Annotated in this window: 16 protein-coding genes; 11 read left to right on the plus strand and 5 right to left on the minus strand. The window is 73.7% G+C overall.

Translation table 11 applies throughout. From position 1 onward, the window contains the following. Nucleotides 1-204 precede the first annotated feature (204 nt). The 7 genes from ABEA26_RS21590 to ABEA26_RS21620 all read left to right on the plus strand — a co-directional run bounded on the left by ABEA26_RS21590 (nt 205) and on the right by ABEA26_RS21620 (nt 7,266). Nucleotides 205-579: a hypothetical protein gene (locus ABEA26_RS21590; protein ID WP_345594575.1), complete on the plus strand. Its 375-nt coding sequence runs from the start codon at nt 205-207 to the stop codon at nt 577-579. A 78-nt stretch (nt 580-657) separates the two neighbouring features. Beyond that, complete coding sequence (locus ABEA26_RS21595; RefSeq protein WP_345594577.1) at nt 658-1,239, plus strand: carbonic anhydrase; 582 nt, start codon at nt 658-660, stop codon at nt 1,237-1,239. 26 nt (nt 1,240-1,265) lie between these two features. Continuing rightward, nucleotides 1,266-2,747, plus strand: a complete 1,482-nt coding sequence (locus tag ABEA26_RS21600) for a SulP family inorganic anion transporter (protein ID WP_425587877.1) — start codon at nt 1,266-1,268, stop codon at nt 2,745-2,747. Nucleotides 2,748-3,056: 309 nt separating this feature from the next. Further along, on the plus strand, nt 3,057-4,460 hold the full coding sequence (locus tag ABEA26_RS21605; RefSeq protein WP_345594581.1) for an alkaline phosphatase PhoX: 1,404 nt from the start codon (nt 3,057-3,059) through the stop codon (nt 4,458-4,460). Between the two features lie 100 nt (nt 4,461-4,560). Beyond that, entirely contained in the window at nt 4,561-6,096 is a 1,536-nt protein-coding gene (locus tag ABEA26_RS21610) for an FAD-dependent oxidoreductase (RefSeq protein WP_345594583.1), read from the plus strand. 93 nt (nt 6,097-6,189) lie between these two features. Beyond that, nucleotides 6,190-7,050 carry a polysaccharide deacetylase family protein gene (locus ABEA26_RS21615; RefSeq protein WP_345594585.1) on the plus strand — a complete coding sequence of 287 codons (861 nt, stop codon included), beginning with the start codon at nt 6,190-6,192 and terminating at the stop codon, nt 7,048-7,050. A gap of 18 nt (nt 7,051-7,068) precedes the next feature. Continuing rightward, nucleotides 7,069-7,266, plus strand: coding sequence for a hypothetical protein (locus ABEA26_RS21620; protein ID WP_345594586.1), 198 nt, complete (start codon nt 7,069-7,071; stop codon nt 7,264-7,266). Here the strand turns inward: ABEA26_RS21620 and ABEA26_RS21625 are convergent. Together ABEA26_RS21625 and ABEA26_RS21630 are read right to left on the minus strand one after the other, a co-directional pair. Then, nucleotides 7,258-7,929 (minus strand): ABC transporter, encoded by a 672-nt coding sequence (locus ABEA26_RS21625; RefSeq protein WP_345594588.1) that lies wholly within the window; start codon nt 7,927-7,929, stop codon nt 7,258-7,260. The genes ABEA26_RS21620 and ABEA26_RS21625 overlap by 9 nt on opposite strands. Further along, nucleotides 7,926-8,777, minus strand: a complete 852-nt coding sequence (locus ABEA26_RS21630) for an ABC transporter ATP-binding protein (protein WP_345594590.1) — start codon at nt 8,775-8,777, stop codon at nt 7,926-7,928. The genes ABEA26_RS21625 and ABEA26_RS21630 overlap by 4 nt, the downstream gene beginning before the upstream one ends. A gap of 47 nt (nt 8,778-8,824) precedes the next feature. Here ABEA26_RS21630 and ABEA26_RS21635 point away from each other — a divergent pair, with 47 nt between their 5' ends. Next, the gene (locus ABEA26_RS21635) at nt 8,825-9,616 is read left to right on the plus strand and encodes a peptidyl-tRNA hydrolase (protein WP_345594592.1); all 792 of its coding nucleotides are present in this window, start codon (nt 8,825-8,827) and stop codon (nt 9,614-9,616) included. Between the two features lie 52 nt (nt 9,617-9,668). Here the strand turns inward: ABEA26_RS21635 and ABEA26_RS21640 are convergent, their stop codons facing one another. Continuing rightward, nucleotides 9,669-10,724, minus strand: a complete 1,056-nt coding sequence (locus ABEA26_RS21640) for a DUF2804 domain-containing protein (RefSeq protein ID WP_345594593.1) — start codon at nt 10,722-10,724, stop codon at nt 9,669-9,671. Nucleotides 10,725-10,860: 136 nt separating this feature from the next. Here ABEA26_RS21640 and ABEA26_RS21645 point away from each other — a divergent pair, with 136 nt between their 5' ends. The 3 genes from ABEA26_RS21645 to ABEA26_RS21655 all read left to right on the plus strand — a co-directional run bounded on the left by ABEA26_RS21645 (nt 10,861) and on the right by ABEA26_RS21655 (nt 14,924). Beyond that, nucleotides 10,861-12,189 carry an MbnB/TglH/ChrH family RiPP precursor modification enzyme gene (locus ABEA26_RS21645; RefSeq protein ID WP_345594619.1) on the plus strand — a complete coding sequence of 443 codons (1,329 nt, stop codon included), beginning with the start codon at nt 10,861-10,863 and terminating at the stop codon, nt 12,187-12,189. 117 nt (nt 12,190-12,306) lie between these two features. Next, on the plus strand, nt 12,307-13,101 hold the full coding sequence (locus ABEA26_RS21650; RefSeq protein ID WP_345594594.1) for a TIGR04222 domain-containing membrane protein: 795 nt from the start codon (nt 12,307-12,309) through the stop codon (nt 13,099-13,101). Between the two features lie 152 nt (nt 13,102-13,253). Continuing rightward, complete coding sequence (locus tag ABEA26_RS21655) at nt 13,254-14,924, plus strand: alpha/beta hydrolase (protein ID WP_345594595.1); 1,671 nt, start codon at nt 13,254-13,256, stop codon at nt 14,922-14,924. Here the strand turns inward: ABEA26_RS21655 and hemQ are convergent, their stop codons facing one another. Continuing rightward, entirely contained in the window at nt 14,925-15,653 is a 729-nt protein-coding gene (gene hemQ, locus ABEA26_RS21660; protein ID WP_345594597.1) for a hydrogen peroxide-dependent heme synthase, read from the minus strand. It abuts the gene before it with no gap. Nucleotides 15,654-15,657: 4 nt separating this feature from the next. Beyond that, nucleotides 15,658-17,136 (minus strand): protoporphyrinogen oxidase, encoded by a 1,479-nt coding sequence (gene hemG, locus ABEA26_RS21665; RefSeq protein WP_345594599.1) that lies wholly within the window; start codon nt 17,134-17,136, stop codon nt 15,658-15,660. Between the last annotated feature and the right edge of the window lie 88 nt (nt 17,137-17,224).

Here is a 17,224-nt window from a genome sequence, read left to right on the forward strand (position 1 = left end):
CTCTTCAGCTCGTAACTCCACGTTAACCCTGCAAAGCTCTGCGCAGGGTTAACGTGTTTCTTGACCGCGCATTGACCGCACATTGACCAGGCGTTGGCAGTGCCTTGGCCATGCTTCGCCGTGCACTGACCACGCCTCGGCCCACGCCACAGGCGTGAACTGCCTGGAGGGGGGCGTATGTTACGAGGCACGAGGGCCCGGACAGTGATCTCGCTCCTCGCCGGCTTCCTGGTCGCCCTGGTGGTCTTCGCACCCAGCACACCCTTCACATCCGCACATACGAGCCGTGACGCCGTGGCCAACGCCCACCCCGGAACCACCCTCTCCGGTACGGCGTCGCACGACGAGACCGTCACCTGCCACGACGCCGGCCCGTCGGAAAACCCGACCAGTTCCCCGCGCGTCCGCGACCGGCACCGCACCCCCACCGCACCCCAGCCCGACGCCCTCGAGCGTCCGTTCCTGAGGCAGCGCGGCCCTGCGGTCCCCGACCCCGACACGTTGGCCCGTGCGATCGGGCACCGGCCGAGATCGGCGCCGGACCACTCTCCGGCGGCACTTCAGGTCTTCCGCTGCTGAGGGCTCGCGACACCCCCACCTCTGTTGTCCTGCCCATCCGACGCGCCCCCACCGCGCGCCAGGAGGAATCACCCCATCATGCAGCCCTTCATCGACAACGCCCGCATGTTCGGACAGCACCCCGAGGACTTCGCCGGGCACGCCGAAGGCCAGTCGCCCGAAGTCCTGTTCATCACCTGCTCCGACTCCCGGGTAGTACCGGCCCTGATCACGGGCGCCCGGCCCGGCCAGCTCTTCGAACTGCGCACCGCGGGCAACATCGTCCCGCCCTACGGCGGCGAGCGCCCCTGTGGCGAGGCCGCCACGATCGAGTACGCCGTCGAGGTCCTCGGCGTCACCGACATCGTGGTCTGCGGCCACTCGCACTGCGGCGCCGTCGGCGCGCTGGTGCGCGGCGACGACCTGACCGCCGTACCCGCCGTGCGCGACTGGCTGGCGCAGGCCGCTGACGCGCCGAAGCCGTGCGACCCCGCCGACCCGACGGTCGCCGAGGCCGTGCAGCACCACGTCCTGGCACAGCTGCTGCGGCTGCGCTCCTACCCGTGTGTCGAACGTCGGCTGACGGACGGCCGGCTGCGCACGCACGGCTGGTACTACGAGGTCCACACCGGCGTCGTACGCGAACACCACGCGGACACCGACACGTTCGAGACGCTGTGAGCGCCGGCGTGAACGCTCGGAACGCCATATCCGGGAACTCCCGGAAGTTCCCCCATCTGCGGCAGGACTTCACCGCCTCGCTCGTCGTGTTCCTGGTTGCCCTCCCGTTGTGCGTGGGCGTCGCCGTCGCCTCCGGTGTGCCGGCCGAACTCGGCCTCGTCACCGGCATCGTGGGCGGCCTCGTCACCGGATTCCTGCCGGGCAGCAGCCTCCAGGTGTCCGGTCCGGCCGCCGGCCTGACCGTGCTGGTCTTCAGCGCGGTCGACGCGTACGGGCTGCCCGCACTCGGCGTGATCGTGCTGGCCGCCGGTCTGATCCAGCTCGCGATGGGCGCCCTGAGGCTGGGGCGCTGGTTCCGGGCGATCTCCCTGTCGGTCGTCGAGGGCATGCTGGCCGGTATCGGCCTCGTGCTCATCGCCGGCCAGCTGTACTCGGCGGCCGGGCTCCAGGCGCCCGCGTCCGGGCTCGACAAGCTCACCGGGCTGCCCGGGGCCGCCGCCGACGCGCTGGACAGCACCGAAGCGCTCACCTCGCTCGCCCTCGGCGCCGGCACCATCGCGGTGCTGGTGCTGTGGAAGCGGCTGCCGAAGCGGGTACGGACCGTGCCGGGCGCGCTGGCCGCGGTCGGCCTGGCCACCGCGGTCACGGCGCTCTTCGGACTGTCGGTGGCGACCGTCGAGGTGAACGGCCTGCTGGACTCCGTCCAGCCGCCCGGCACCGACGCCTTCGGCGAGCTGGTGGACGTGGGCGTCCTCGGCACGATCGTCGCCTTCACCCTGATCGCCTCGGCGGAGAGCCTGTTCAGCGCCGCCGCGGTGGACCGGCTGCACGACGGCCCGCGCACCGAGTACAACAAGGAGCTGATGGCCCAGGGCGCGGGCAACACGGTGTGCGGCATGCTCGGCGCGCTGCCGATGACCGCGGTCATCGTGCGCAGCTCCGCCAACGTCGGCGCGGGCGCGCGGACCAAGGCGTCCCGGGTGCTGCACGGTGTGTGGCTGTTGCTGTTCGCCGCGCTGCTGCCGTCCGCGCTGGCGCTGATCCCGCTGCCCGCGCTGGCCGGCATCCTGATCCACGCGGGCTGGAAGCTGATCCCGTTCCGCGGCATCGTGTCGCTGTGGCGGGGACACCGGGGCGAGGCGCTGATCCTGGTGGTCACGGCCGTGTCGATCGTCGCGGTGAACATGTTCGAGGGCGTGCTGATCGGTCTGGCCCTGTCCGTGGCCAAGACCGCCTGGGAGGCGTCCCACCTCAAACTGGAGATCGTCGACAAGGGCGCCGGTCCCGTCCAGGCACACCTGTCGGGCAACGCGACCTTCCTCCGACTGCCGAAGATCCTGGAGAGCCTGGAGGCGCTGCCGCAGGACCGCCCGGTCGAGCTGGACCTGTCCGGGCTGCACCACCTGGACCACGCCTGCCGCACCGCCCTGGAGAACTGGGCCGAGCGGCACAGCGCCACCGGCACGGACCCGGTGAAGGTCACCGAGCCGGCGACGGCGGCCGTGTAGTCCCGCCCGTGTGGTCTCACCGGTGGAGGGTCCGCCCGTGCGGACGATCCGCCGGTGACGGCGCCCGGTCCGGGGCACGGCCTCGGGCCGGGCGTCCGGCATGCCGTGACGAGAGCTCACGGCCCAGCGACCGGTGACAAGTGACCAACGACCAGCGGCCGGCGACCAGCTGCCCGTGACCAACGACCAGCGGCCGGCGACCAGTGGCCACCGGCCAGTGACACGAGCTACACGCGTGGTTCCCGGTATTACCAGCAGATGATAGACACGGCGGGTCGCAGTCCTGTCCGCCAGCAGGAAGGTCGCCCCATGTCCGCAACCCGACGCCAGGTACTCGCCCGCACAGGAGCCCTCGGCGCAGGCATCGCCTTCACCGGATCCCTCTCCGAACTCTTCGCCGGCACCGCCGCCGCGCAGTCCCCGGGCCACACCGGCTACGGTCCCCTGGTCCCCGACCCCGACGGCCTGCTCGACCTGCCCAGAGGATTCCGCTACCGGGTGCTGTCCCGCGAGGGCGACGAACTGCGCTCCGGCGAGGGCCCGGTCCCGTCCAACCACGACGGCATGGCGGCCTTCGCCACGCGTTCCGGAGGCCGCCACGGGGACCGTCACGGCGGCCGCCACGGCGGCGTGCACCTCGTGCGCAACCACGAGAACCGCGCCAACGCGGCGGTACCCGTCCCCACCATCGAGGGACTGACGTACGACCCGGAGGGCAAGGGCGGCTGTACGACCCTGACCCTGGACTCCCGGGGCCACGTCCGCGACGAGCGGGTGGCGGTCGCCGGAACGGCGGTGAACTGCGCGGGCGGGCCCACCCCGTGGGACACGTGGCTGACCTGCGAGGAGACCGAGGACAAGGCCGGCACCAACGGCTACACCAAGGACCACGGGTTCATCTTCGAGGTCGATCCGGCCGACCCGCACCGCACCGGCGCGGTGCCGCTGACCGCGATGGGCCGCTTCCAGCACGAAGCGGTCGCCGTGGATCCGCGACGGGGCATCGTGTACGAGACGGAGGATGCCTTCGAGCGGCCGTTCGGTCTCTTCTACCGGTTCCTGCCCGAGAAGCCGCTGGGTGGTACGGGCTCATTGCGGGCAGGGGGCCGCCTCCAGGCGATGCGGGTGCCCGGCGTGCCCGACCTGTCCTCGATCCAGGAGACGGGCGCCTGCTTCGACGGCGTCGAGTGGGTGGACGTACCCGACCCGCTGGCCACCAAAACACCCATCCGGCACCAGGACTTCGGCCGGGGCGGCATCACCCACGCGCAGAAGCTGGAAGGCTGCTACTGGGGCGGGCGCAGCGTGTACTTCGTGTCGTCCTTCGCACACAGCGACGAGGGCTCGGCGGGCGACCACTACGGCCAGATCTGGCGCTACGACCCCGAGCGGCGCCGGCTGACCCTGGTGATCGTCTTCGGTCCGGACACCGACGTGCAGCTTCCCGGCGAGTCCCCCGACAACATCTGTCTGGCCCCCAGCGGCGGCCTCATGGTCTGCGAGGACGGCAACGGCGCCCAGCACGTCTACGGCGTGACCAGGCGCGGCGAGGTGTACGAGATGGCCCGCGGCGCCCAGAACATCGGGACGCCGGACGACCCGGAATGGGGCGAGTTCGCCGGGGTCGCCTTCTCCCCCGCCGGCGACACCATGTACGTCAACTGCTACACGCCCGGGACGACCTTCGCGGTGACGGGCCCCTGGCGCGGGTGACGACCGGGGACACACCTGGGGGACGGTGGGCGCCCGCGCCTGGAAGCGGTGGGCCCACCGCCGGTCACTGAAGCCGTCCCTCCTGGGTACTCGACGCCGCATGACGGAGAAAGCGCGGGTCAACCGCTCGTACTGGCTTCAGACAGCACCGGGCGGTCCGCCCCGCCCCGCCCTCGCGGAGGACCTCGACGTCGACGTCGCCGTGATCGGCGCCGGCGTCGCCGGTCTCAGCGCGGCCTGGGAACTGGCGCGGGCCGGGCGCAGTGTGGCGGTGCTGGAGGCGGGGCGGGTCGCCGCCGGCGTCACCGGGCACACCAGCGCCAAGCTCACCGCCCAGCACACCCTCGTCTACGACAAGCTACGCCGCACCCGGGGCCCCGAGGGCGCCCGCCTGTACGCCCGCTCGCAGACCGAGGCGATCGAGCGCGCCGCCGAGATCGTGGCCGAGCTGGGCATCGACTGCGACTGGGAGACCCGCAGCGCGTACACCTATGTCTGCGACGCGGGCCGCGTGGACGAGCTGCGGGCCGAGGCTGCCGCCGCGAAGGAGGCGGGGTTGCCGGCGTCGTTCGTGACGGAGACGGGGCTGCCGTTCCCGGTCGCGGGCGCGGTGAAGGTCACCGGGCAGGCCCAGTTCCATCCGCGCAGGTACCTGCTGGCCCTCGCCGACGACCTGGAGACGCACGGCGGGCGGATCTTCGAGAACACCACCGTGCACGGCCTGGACGAGGGCGAGCCGTGCCGCGTGTCGACCGGGGAGGGCGCGACGGTGACCGCCCGGGACGTGGTGGTCGCCACCCACTACCCGATCTTCGACCGGGCCCTCCTCTTCGCCCGTCTCTCCCCGCGCCGCGAACTGGTCGTCGCCGGGAGCATCGAGGCGGACCGCGACGTCGACGGCATGTACATCACTCCGGACGAGAACACCCGCTCGGTCCGTACGGCCCCCCTGGACGGTGCGGGCGACGACGCGGGCCGCCGGCTGCTGGTCGTCACCGGGGAGCATTTCACGCCCGGCACGGGCGACACCCGGGAGCGGTTCGACCGCCTGTCCGCCTGGGCCGGCGAGCACTTCCCCGGCGTCGGCCTCACGTACGCCTGGGCCACACAGGACATCGACCCCACGGACACCGTGCCGATGGTGGGCCCGCTGCACCCCGGCGCGCACCACACGTACGTCGCCACGGGCTTCGGCGGCTGGGGGCTGAGCGGCGGCATGATGGCGGGCCGGCTGCTCACCGCGCAGATCACCGGCGAGGAGTGCGCGTGGAGCGAGCTGTACGACCCGCGGCGGCTGCGCACGGCGGTGCGTGAGGCGCCGGCGTTCCTCAAGACGCAGGCCGAGGTCGCGCGCCACTTCGTCGGCGACCGGTTGCGGCCCGCACCGCCGGTGGACTCCCTGCCGCCGGGCGAGGGGGCCGTCGTGCGGGCGGGCGGTGACCGGCTGGCGGTCTACCGGGACGAGGCCGGCGCGCTGCACGCCGTCTCGCCCCGCTGCACCCACCTCGGCTGCCTGGTCGACTTCAACGCGGCGGAGCGCGCCTGGGAGTGCCCCTGCCACGGTTCCCGCTTCGGCACGGACGGCAAGGTGATCCAGGGCCCGGCGACGAAGCCGCTGGAGCAGCGGGACATCTGACCGGAACCCCGTTCTGAGCCGTGAGGGTGACCGCTCAGGCACGTCACATCCCATAGCCGTACATTCCGAACAGGACACTCATACGTTCGTACGGTGATCACTCTCGTACGACGGGCAGCCGTCCTGGGCACCCTGGGCGCCACCCTCGCCGCCTGCGGGACCGCCACCGAGGCCCCGCGCGCCCCCCGCCCGGCGCCGACCGCGTCCTCCGCCGTCCCGTCGAGGCCGGCACCGCCCGGGCCTCCGACGCTCGCCCCCGGCCCCGCCGGCCTGACCCCCGTCTTCGAGCACGGACCGCGCGCCCGGGAGAAGACGGTCGCCCTCACCTTCGACGCCGACATGACCGCCGACCAGGGGCCGCGGGCGGCGGCGGGCGAACGGTTCGACAATCCCCGGCTGATCGCGACCCTGCGGAGGCTGAAGGTGCCGGCCACGGTGTTCATGACCGGCCGGTGGGCCGAGCAGTACCCGGACCAGGCCAGGTTCATCGGCCGGGACCCCCTGTTCGAGGTCGCGAACCACTCCTACAGCCACTACGCCTACACCGACGACTGCCACGGCCTGCCGACCGTGCCGAAGGAGCGGATGCGATCGGACGTGGAGCGGGCCTACGCGGCGTTCGAGAAGGCCGGGGTGCGGGACGCCATGCCGTACTTCCGTTTCCCCGGCGGCTGTCACGACAGGGCGGCGCTCGAGGAGCTGGCCACCACGGGCGTCACCGCGGTGCAGTGGGACGTGGTGAGCGGGGACGCGTTCGCGACGGACGCGGACGCGGTGGCCCGGCAGGTGCTGGACGGGGTACGGCCGGGTTCGGTCGTCGTCATGCACTGCACCCGCAGCGCCGCCCCGGTGACCGAAGAGGTGGTGCGGACGGTCGTGCCCGAGCTGCGCCGCCGGGGCTACCGCTTCGTGAAGGTCTCCGAGCTGATCGGTGCCTCGGACGACCGCCGCTGACGGGCCTACGCTGGAGAGATGAGCAGCGACGACGATCCCGGTCCCGACGACTACTGTCTGATCGACGCGACCCGGCCGCCCAAGGCCGACGGTCCGCCGTATGCCGAGTGCGTGCTGTGCCGGGAGCCGACGGAGTACCCCGAGTCGTACAAGGGCATCACCTTCTGCCCGGTCTGCGAGTGGCAGGAGGCCCAGCGCACGGCCTGCTCAGGCTGATCTGCGCGAGCTGAGCGCACAGGCCGCCGCGGTCGCGGCCGCGGCGATGACGACCGCCACGGCCAGCGGGAGCAGCGGCAGCGGCACCGTGCCCGACTTCGACCCGGTGACCAGGCCGCTGACCGCCGCGCGCGCCGGGGAGCCCGACGACACCAGCGCCAGGAGCGCCGCGAGCAGCAGCGCGGGTACCGCGCGGCCGGGCGAGCGCAGCAGTGGCCAGGCGGTGAGGGCGCCGACGGCGGTGCCGAGCAGGGCGCACACCAGCGCGGCGAGCAGTCCGGCGCCGCCCGCCGCGAGCGGGGACACGCGTGTGTCGTGGTCCGTGCTCACCGGGTCGCTGATCAACGTCACGACGACGGTGGCCGCCGCACCCAGTACGACCGCGGCGGCGAGCGCCGCCAGCAGACCGGCCAGGTGGGCACGCGCGGGTCCGCGTGCCGCCGACACACATCCCCGGGCGGCCGGCGGCTCGCCCGTGACACAGATCCGCACCAGCCAGGCGGCGACCGGCAGCAGCACGGCCGCCGCCCACCCCAGCGAGTCGAGTACCGGCTGCCCGCCCCGCACACCGATGCCGAGGGCGGCGGCGTACAGGATGACGGGCGGGAGCCAGCGCCGGGAGCGCAGCAGGAGGGCGGCCTGGTAGCGGAGCAGGGCGGTCATCGCGGGCCTTCCTGGGCATGCACGCTCACCACGTGCCAGCGCGTCCCGGCGGTCAGGAGCGTACGCAGCAGGACGTCGGAGTGGGAGGCGGGGACGGTGAGGGAGTAGGAGCCGGGGCGATCCTCCTCGGCGGCCGCGATCCGCAGCGCGCCGGCGGGCAGGACGTCGCCGGGCGGTCCCTGCACCCGGACGACGACGCGCGGCCCGTCCGGTACCCCGAGGTGTTCGGTACGGCGGTGCAGGGCGCCGTCGCGCACGGTATACGTGGCGCCCCGCGCGTCGGCCAGGCGGCGCGGGTCGTGGTCGACGAAGACGACGGCACCGCCGGACGCCGTCCGCTCGGCGACCGCCCGTTCCAACTCGCCCCGCGCGTCGGCGTCGAGCCCGGTCCAGGCCTCGTCGAGCACGAGCAGCTCCGGTTCGGCGAGCAGGGCCTGCGCCACAGCCACCTTCTGACTGCTGCCCTTGGACAGCCGGGCCAGGGGCGTGGAGGCGTGTGCGGCAACCCCCAGCCTCTCCAGCCACTGACCGGCCGCGCGGGCCGCCGCTCGGCGGGACAACCCGTGCACGGTGCCGAGGTGGGTGAGGTAGGCGGCTGCGGTGAAGGGCAGGGCGGGCGGGAAGCGCTCGGGGACGTAGGCCGTGCGCGGCCGGCCGGTGACCCGGCCCTCGGTGGGGGCGTCGATCCCGGCGAGCAGGCGCAGCAGGGTCGACTTTCCGCTGCCGTTGGTGCCCTCGACACGGACGAGGGTGCCGGGCGTCACGCCCAGGTCGATGCCGCGCAGTACCCAGGGCCCGCGGATACCGTACCTACGGCCGACGCCGTCCAGTCGCAGCTCGCGTTGCATGGGGTCATCCTCTCGCGTCGCGCGCGTGGCTTGGCAGACTGGTGGGCGTGAGCAAAGATCCGACGACCCCCGTCCCCGACAGTCCGCCCGTCCTTGACGGTGCGTCCGTCCTTGACGGTGCGTCCGTCCTTGAGAGTGCGTCCGATCCGGACAGTCCCTTCCGCCCCGAGCCCGGCGACCGCGACCTAGCGCCGCAGTTCGTGCTGCCGTTGGTCGTACGCGTGGAGCGGGCGGCGCCACCGCCCCGTACCGACGCGCTGGAGACCGCCGCCCGGGCAGTGCTGGTGATGCTCGGCGACGAGCGGTCGGCCGGCGAGGGCGAGTGGGCGCGGGCGATGCGGGACTGGCAGGACGCGCGCATCCGCAAGGTCGTACGGCGGGCGCGCGGCGCCGAGTGGCGGCGGGCCGAGGCGCTGCCCGGCATCACGGTCACCGGGAAGACGGCCGAGGTACGGGTCTTCCCGCCGGTCCCGCTGGACGGCTGGCCCAAGGACCTGGCCCGCCTCCAGGTCTCCGGCACCGACCTCGACGACCCGGAACCGCCGGCCGACGCCGACTCCTGCGCGCCGGTGCTCTGGATGAACCCGGACCTGGACATGTCGGCCGGCAAGGCGATGGCCCAGGCCGGACACGGCGCGCAGCTCGCCTGGTGGGAGCTGTCGGACGCCGAGCGGGCGGTGTGGCGCGACGCGGGCTTCCCGCTGGCGGTCCGCACCGCCGACCCGGCCCGCTGGGCCGGCCTCACCGCCGGCGGCCTGCCTGTGGTGCGCGACGCCGGGTACACGGAGATCGCGCCGGGATCGTGCACGGTGGTGGCGGACCATCCGGCGCTGCGGTGAGGCCCGGGCCGGCCTGGTCACGGTGCGGGCGCACCGCGCCGCGACGGTGCCGTCACCAGCGCATGTGGACGTCCTCGGCCCAGCCCAGGAGCCGCTCCACGGTGATCTCGATGCCGTCGTCGGTGCGGATCCGGCCGTCGTAGTGGCCGAAGCGCTGGTCGGTGCGGTTGACGATCAGGCCGGCGTTCGTGTGCGCGGAGCGATTGTGAAACGGCGTGAACCTGAGGTCCACCTGGTCGGACGAGGGCGTACGGATGGTCCAGGGCGCCAGCAGGTCCGAGGGGGACCAGCGCCAGTCCAGCTCCTCGCCGATCTTGGTGAGCCGGCCGTCCACGCACAGCCCGTTCTCGGTCGACCCGGTGCCCACCGTCCAGCGCCCGCCGAACTGGAGGCCCACCGTGTGCCCGTCCGTGCGCCCGGAGGCCGCGCCCCAGTTCCAGTCGACCGTACGTGGCCAGCGGCCCCGGCCGTGGTCCAGCACGGCCCAGGCCTCACCGCCGTCCCCGCCGAAACCCAGGACCTCGGTGCCGATCCTGACCCCGCCGGTGGCGGGGAGCGCGGTCTGCTTGGACGTGTACTGGAAACGCCGTTCACTCCACGGCACCACGACCGAGAGCGACTCGTGCCCCTCGGGGCGCTCGACCAGGAGGTCGACCTCCACGGGCAGCCGGTCCGGAGTGAGGCAGCGGGCCTTCAACCGCGTACCGCCGTCCTCGTCGCGGATCTCCACGCGCACCTTGCCGCCGGTCGGCCGCTCGGGGCCCACGACGACGCCCTCGGCACCCGGGGCGCCGGCGACGGTGTCCGGGAGGCGGACGCCACGGCCGGCCGGGACCACCGCGGCACGCTCGAACTCGAGTCCCGTCGGCCCGTACTCCAGCAGGTAGAGGGAGTTCAGTGCGAGAAAGTCGAGGTCACTGACGGTCAGCGCCACCAGGTGGGTGGGCGTCGTCACGCACCAGTGCTCCCACCGCTTGGTGCGGCCCCAGCCACGGAGGTTCGCGCGATGCAGCGGCACCCTGGACCAGCCGACGGCAGCCGGATCGAGCCTGCCGTCGGGCAGGCAGAGGTCGACGGGCTCGGTGATCTCGTTCTCGTGCGTCGCCATGGGCGGAGCCTATCGGCGGCGCGAACCTCAGATACTGCTCTGAACATGCCCTGCCCGGGGTTCGGTCCGGGCCGGGCGGGCGATATCCCCGGCATGCGCACAGAAGGGGGACGTGGCCATGGGACGACTGGGACGGCTGGGACGGCTGGGAACCGGTATCGGATGGCGTCCGGAGATCGCGGACGCCGTTGAGCGGATGCCCGGCATCGACTGGGTCGAGGCCGTGTCCGAGAACCTCTGCCCCGGGCACCTGCCCGACTCGTTGCTGCGGCTGCGCGAGCGCGGGGTGACCGTCGTGCCGCACGGTGTCTCACTCGGGCTCGGCGGTGCCGAGCGGCCGGACACGGGGCGGCTGGCGGCGCTGGCCGAACGGGCTCAGGTTCTGGGGTCGCCGTTGGTCACCGAGCACATCGCGTTCGTCCGGGCGGGCGGGCCGCTGACCGCCTCCCCGCTCCTGGAGGCGGGGCACCTGCTGCCGGTGCCGCGCACCCGCGACGCCCTCGACGTGCTGTGCGAGAACGTGCGCATCGCACAGGACGCGCTGCCCGTGCCGCTCGCCGTGGAGAACATCGCGGCGCTCATCTCCTGGCCGGACGACGAGGAGATGACGGAGGGGCAGTTCCTGTACGAGCTGGCCGACCGGACGGGGGTGCGGCTGCTGATCGACGTGGCGAACCTGCACACCAACCACGTCAATCGCGGTGAGGACCCGGCCGAGGCGCTCGCCGAACTGCCGCTGGAGGCCATCGCCTACGTCCACGTCGCGGGCGGGCTCGAACGCGACGGGGTCTGGCACGACAGCCACGCCCACCCCGTCCCGCGACCGGTGCTCGACATCCTCACCGACCTGGCCTCGCGCGTGACGCCACCGGGCGTGCTGCTGGAGCGTGACGAGAACTTCCCCGGGGCCCAGGAGCTCGGGGCGGAGGTGGAGGCGATCCGCACCGCCGTGGAGCAGGGACGGGCGGCGGGGACGGTGCCCGCCGCCGCCGGAGCGGTGGTGCCGCGCTTCACGCGTGCCGGGTCCGGTGACGGTGCCGGTGCCGGTGACGCCGTACGGCAGCGGCTCGGCCTCGCGCAGGCCGCGCTGCTGTCCGCGCTGGTCGCCGGGACGCCCGCGCCCGAGGGGTTCGACCGGGTACGGCTGGGAGTGCAGGCGCGGGCGCTCGCCGGGAAGCGGGCGGACGTGGTCGCGAAGGTCGCGCCCGAACTGCCGGTGATCCTCGGCGCGGGGTACCGGCCGGCCTTCCTCGCCTACGCCCGTCGGCGTCCGATGGCGGGTGGCTACCGGCGGGACGCCCTCGACTTCGTCGAGCACCTGATGCGCGACGGCCGTCCGCAGGACGCCGACGCGCGGCGCGAGTTGCGGGAGTGGTGGCTGGACCGGTCGGGACCGGTGCCGCGATCGGAGCGTGCCGGGACTCGGTGGGCCCGTGCGACCAGGCGTGTTCTGCTGCGCCGCTGAACCGGACACGTCCTCGCCGGGACATCACCAAACGGAACGTCACATACCCACAACACTGCGTCCCGAAATGTGAACAGGGCATGGCGCCGGTGAAAGCCTTTGGCATAGAAGTACGGCATGTTCTGGGTCCTTCTGCTCCTGTCGGCCTGGGCCGTCGCCGGCCTGGCGTGTCTGCGGCTGTGTCTGGCCGCCGTACGCGCCGCTGCCGTCGACCCGCACGCCGTGGGCCGTGAGCACGCGCTGACGTTGTACGAGGCGGCGTTCCTCTCCGGCGGCCCCCGGAGGGTCGCCGACCTGACGCTGGTCTCCATGGCGCGTCAGCGCCGGCTGCTGCTCGCGCACACCGGCTGGGCGACCGTCGTCGACCCGTGTGGACGGGACGAGATGGAACGGTCGGTCATAGGGGCGATAGGACCGCAGGGGCAGTCCCGGATAGCGCCGGTACGGGCCGCCGCGGCCACCGCCGACGCGGTGCGGGGCCTGGCCGACCGGCTGGTGGGCGCGGGTCTCGCCGTGCCGGACGGCGCCGCCGGCATCGCGGCCGGGGTCCGGCGGGTGCGGTTCGCCGCGGTGGCCGTGTGCGCGCTGGGCGCCGCCGCCCTGGCGGTGCCGCTTCCCGCGGACCAGCCGCGCCTGCTGATCGCCCTGTGGTTCGCGCTGCCCCTCACCCTGACCCTGGGGTGCCTCGCGATCACGCGGATGGAGGTCCACCCGTACTCGCGCTGGGCGTCCCCGGCCGGGCAGCGGCTGATCAGTGCCCTCGTCCGGAACGCCGACGGCTCGGCGGACGACCGTACGTACCTCACCTCGGTCGCCGTACGCGGCGTCCACGCGATCGGCGAACCGGACCTGCGGGCGGCCTTCGCCCACCGCGAGGAGTACTCCGAGGAGCACTGGGAGCGCCGGGCCTGACAGGGCCTACGGTGTTGACGAGGCATGCCGGGGGCCGACGGACCGGGGGCGTACGGAGGCACTCGGCGCCGACACCCGCGGGCGGTGCTTGCCCTGCCCGGCCGCCGCACCAAACATCCCTTGTGTCACGCCGTGCACCGAAGGGATACGCGATGCGAGCTGCCGCCCTCTACTCGGCCGCCGGGTCCTTGCTGCTGACCACCCTCGCCGCCGCCCCGGCCCAGGGGGCTCCGGGCGGTCCCGGGACCGCCGAGGCGCGCGGCACCGCCGTGGCCGCCGAGCGGGCGGCGGCGGCCGGCATCGAGTTCGGCAGGTGCCCCGAGGCGGAGGACCTGCCGGGCAGCATGCGCTGCGGCACGGTCACCGTCCCCCTGGACTACGCGCACCCCGACGGGAAACGGATCCGGCTCACCGTCAGCCGGGTGCGGGCCACCCACAAGGACCCGGACGACCCCGGGCGCGAGGTGCCCGGGCAGGGCGCGCTGCTCTACAACCCGGGCGGCCCGGGGGCCTCGGGACTGCACTTCCCGCTGGTCGGCCTGGTGCCCGAATGGAAGCGGATCGCGGCGGCGTACGACCTCGTCGGATACGCCCCACGCGGGGTCGCGCCCTCCGCGCCCTTGTCCTGCCAGGACCCCGGGAACTTCTTCAGGGGGCCCCGGCCGGCCCCGACCCGGCCCTCGGACGCGTACAAGAAGGAACGTGCCGCCGAGGCCGAGGCGTACGCGCGCGGCTGCGCCGAACGGGCCGGGGACTCGCTTCGGCACTACCACTCCCTCAACAACGCCCGTGACCTGGAGGTCGTACGGGCCGCGCTGGGCGAGCGGCAGCTCACGTTCATGGGCGCGTCCTACGGCACTTACCTCGGCGCGCTGTACGCCGAGCTGTTCCCCTCGCGCGTGCGGCGGATGGTGTTCGACTCAGCCGTGAACCCGGACCCCGAGCAGGTCTGGTACCGCAACAACCTCGGCCAGTCGGCGGCGTTCGAGCACCGCTGGACGGACTTCAAGGTGTGGATGGCCGGGCACGACACCGTGTACGGGCTCGGGGACACGGCGGCGAAGGTGCAGCACAGTTACGAGGAGGCGAGCGCTCGCTTCCCGGCCGAGGCCGCGGGCGGCACCGTCGGGCCGGCGCAGTTGCAGGGGGCGTTCCTACGGGCCGGGTACTACGACGACTACTGGCCGCACCGCGCCGAGGCGCTGTCGGCCTATCTGAAGGGGGATCCGCAGCCGCTGATCGACCAGGCGGGGACGCGGACCGAGGAGGGGGCCGTGGAGGCGGAGAACGCCGGCGCCGTGTACACGGCCGTCGAGTGCAACGACGCGCCCTGGCCCACGGACTTCGCGGTCTGGGACCGGGACAACACGCGGCTGGCGCGCCGGGCGCCGTTCGAGACGTGGGACAACGTGTGGACGAACCTGCCGTGCGCCTTCTGGCAGGCGCCCCGGCAGACCCCCCTCGACGTGCGCACCGGGCCGGGCGAGCTGCCGCCGACGCTGATCCTGGCGGCCGAGCGCGACGCGGCCACTCCGTACGGCGGCGCGCTGGAGCTGCGCGGGCGGCTGTCGGGCTCGGTGCTGGTGACCGAGCGGGGCGCCGGCACGCACGGCATCGCCGCCGGCCCGAACGCCTGCGTCAACGCCCACCTGGAGGCGTACCTGCTGGACGGACGCCTTCCGGCGCGGGACGTGTCGTGCGCCCCGCGCCCGGAACCGGAACCGAGGACCGCGCCCGGAACCGGAACCGAGGTCCGCAGCCGGGCCGCAGACCGGGTCGGCCTCGGAACCGGCGACGGGTCGGCCGGGGACCCGGCGGCCTGATCAGGCGAGCCCGGCCACCAACTCACCGATGTCCTTGCGGCGCCCCGTGTAGAACGGGACCTCCTCGCGGACGTGCATCCGGGCCTCGGAGCCGCGCAGGTGGCGCATGAGGTCGACGATGCGGTGCAGTTCGTCGGCCTCGAAGGCGAGGACCCACTCGTAGTCGCCGAGGGAGAACGCGGGCACCGTGTTGGCGCGCACGTCCGGGAAGCCGCGGGCCATCTTGCCGTGGTCGGCGAGCATGCGGCGGCGGTCCTCGTCGGGCAGCAGGTACCAGTCGTACGAGCGCACGAACGGGTAGACGCTGACGTAGTTCCGGGGCTGCTCGTCGGCGAGGAAGGCCGGGATGTGCGAGCGGTTGAACTCGGCCGGGCGGTGCAGCGCCATGTTCGACCAGACCGGCTCCAGAGCGCGGCCCAGCCTCGTGCGGCGGAAGAGGTTGTACGCCTCCTGGAGCTGGTCGGCGGTCTCGGCGTGCCACCAGATCATGAGATCGGCGTCGGCGCGCAGTCCGGACACGTCGTAGGTGCCGCGGATCGTCACGTCCTTGGCGGCGAGCTGGTCGAACAGCTCCTGGACCTCGTCGGCGTAGCCCGCACGGTCCTCGGGCAGCACGTCCTTGAGCTTGAAGACGGACCAGAGGGTGTAGCGGATGACCTCGTTGAGGTCCTTGGCCAGCTTGCCCTTGTTGGGGGTCCGGTCGGCAGCGGTGGTGGCGTCGTCACTCATGGCCCTATTCTCCCGCTCCGCCGTGCAGGCTTTGCACCGGGTGCGCGGTGAGTCGCTCCACACCGCGCGGGTCGCCCTGGAGCTGGTCCACGGCCGCGTACGCGCTCGCGATGCTCGCCGGGACACCGACGCCGTCGTAGGCCGCGCCGCACACCGCGAGGCCCGGGAGCCTCGCGACGTGTTCGCGGACGCGGGCCACGCGCGCGTGGTGGCCGACGGGGTACTGGGGCAGGCCGTCCTGCCAGCGGGTGACGCGGGTGGCGACGGGCTCGGCGGTGAGGCCGGTGGCCTCGCCCAGGTCGTGCCGGGAGACGGCGACGAGGCCCGCGTCGTCGCGGCCCAGGATCTCCGTCTCGCCGTACCGTCCGACGGAGGTGCGCAGGACCACGAGGTCCGGGTCCTCGTCGGCGATCCAGCCCCACTTGCGGGAGGCGAAGGTGGCCGCCTTGATGGTGCGCCCGTCGACCGGCGGCACGAGGAAGCCGCTGCCCTCGGGGAGCGCGGCGGCGTCGGAGCGGCGGTAGGCGAGGGAGACCAGGGCCATGGAGGCGTACTCGACGGCGGTCAGCTCGGCCGCGGCGGCGGGCGCCTCGGCGCGCAGCAGCTCGGCGGCGGGGCGGGCGGGGACTGCGACGACGACCGCGTCGGCACGCAGCTGCCGGTCGCCGGCGACAATCCGCCAGCCGTCCCGCGCGGATCGGCGCAGTTGTGTCACGGGCGCGTGGGTGACGATCTCGCCGCCCCGCGCGCGCACCGACTCCGCGACCGCGGGCGGGAGGGTGCCGATGCCGCCCTCGATGCCCATGAAGACCGGGCCGCCGGCCGGGGAGGTGGCCGTCCGGCCCTGGAGGGCGCGTACCGCCTCGGTGAGGGAGGTGTGGGTTCGGGCGGCCTCGAAGAGCTGGGGCACCGCCGAACGCAGGGAGATGCGGTACGCGTCGCCCGCGTAGACGCCGCCCAGCAGTGGTTCGACGAGGCGGTCGACGACCTCGCGGCCGAGGCGCTCCGCCACGTACTCCCCCACCGCCACGTCGTCACCGACCTCGGTGCGGGGCAGTTCGGCGTCCCGCTCGATGCGGGCGAGGCCCTCCTCGGAGAGGACGCCGGCCAGGGCGGCGGCGGTGCCGGGGACGCCCATGACGTGTCCCTTGGGCATGGGGCGCAGGGCGCCGCGGGTCCAGAGGGAGGCCGACGCGGTGGACGGTGGCTGGAGGCGGTCGGCGAGACCCACCTCGCGTGCCAGGCCGACGGCCTCGGGACGGCGGGCCAGCACCGACTCGGCGCCGAGGTCGACGCGTACTCCGGCGATCTCGCCGGGCAGCAGCTTGCCGCCGACGCGGTCCGACGCCTCCAGCACGGTCACCCGCGCGCCGCGCTGCAGCAGCCGGTGGGCGGCGGCCAGTCCGGCGATGCCTGCTCCGATGACGACGACATGCCCCGTTTCCGCGGGATTCTCGCCCGCGGGGCTCTCACTTGCGCACATGTCCCCAGCGTCTCAGACGGCACCGACACCGCCGCCGGGCCGGTCGGCCCCCGCGCCGACGCCGGAGGTCCCGAAGAGGAGGCCCCAA

It is taken from the genome of Streptomyces marokkonensis, from assembly GCF_039539045.1.
In the GTDB taxonomy this organism is placed as follows: Bacteria; Actinomycetota; Actinomycetes; order Streptomycetales; family Streptomycetaceae; genus Streptomyces; species Streptomyces marokkonensis.

Excerpts from the sequence above, each read along its gene's own strand:
- ABEA26_RS21605 (WP_345594581.1), top strand. The coding sequence starts at position 3,057 with ATGTCCGCAACCCGACGCCAGGTACTCGCCCGCACAGGAGCCCTCGGC.
- ABEA26_RS21610 (WP_345594583.1), top strand. The coding sequence starts at position 4,561 with ATGACGGAGAAAGCGCGGGTCAACCGCTCGTACTGGCTTCAGACAGCA.
- ABEA26_RS21595 (WP_345594577.1), top strand. The coding sequence starts at position 658 with ATGCAGCCCTTCATCGACAACGCCCGCATGTTCGGACAGCACCCCGAG.
- ABEA26_RS21625 (WP_345594588.1), bottom strand. The coding sequence starts at position 7,929 with ATGACCGCCCTGCTCCGCTACCAGGCCGCCCTCCTGCTGCGCTCCCGG.
- ABEA26_RS21640 (WP_345594593.1), bottom strand. The coding sequence starts at position 10,724 with ATGGCGACGCACGAGAACGAGATCACCGAGCCCGTCGACCTCTGCCTG.
- ABEA26_RS21655 (WP_345594595.1), top strand. The coding sequence starts at position 13,254 with ATGCGAGCTGCCGCCCTCTACTCGGCCGCCGGGTCCTTGCTGCTGACC.
- hemG (WP_345594599.1), bottom strand. The coding sequence starts at position 17,136 with ATGTGCGCAAGTGAGAGCCCCGCGGGCGAGAATCCCGCGGAAACGGGG.
- ABEA26_RS21630 (WP_345594590.1), bottom strand. The coding sequence starts at position 8,777 with ATGCAACGCGAGCTGCGACTGGACGGCGTCGGCCGTAGGTACGGTATC.
- ABEA26_RS21620 (WP_345594586.1), top strand. The coding sequence starts at position 7,069 with ATGAGCAGCGACGACGATCCCGGTCCCGACGACTACTGTCTGATCGAC.
- hemQ (WP_345594597.1), bottom strand. The coding sequence starts at position 15,653 with ATGAGTGACGACGCCACCACCGCTGCCGACCGGACCCCCAACAAGGGC.
- ABEA26_RS21650 (WP_345594594.1), top strand. The coding sequence starts at position 12,307 with ATGTTCTGGGTCCTTCTGCTCCTGTCGGCCTGGGCCGTCGCCGGCCTG.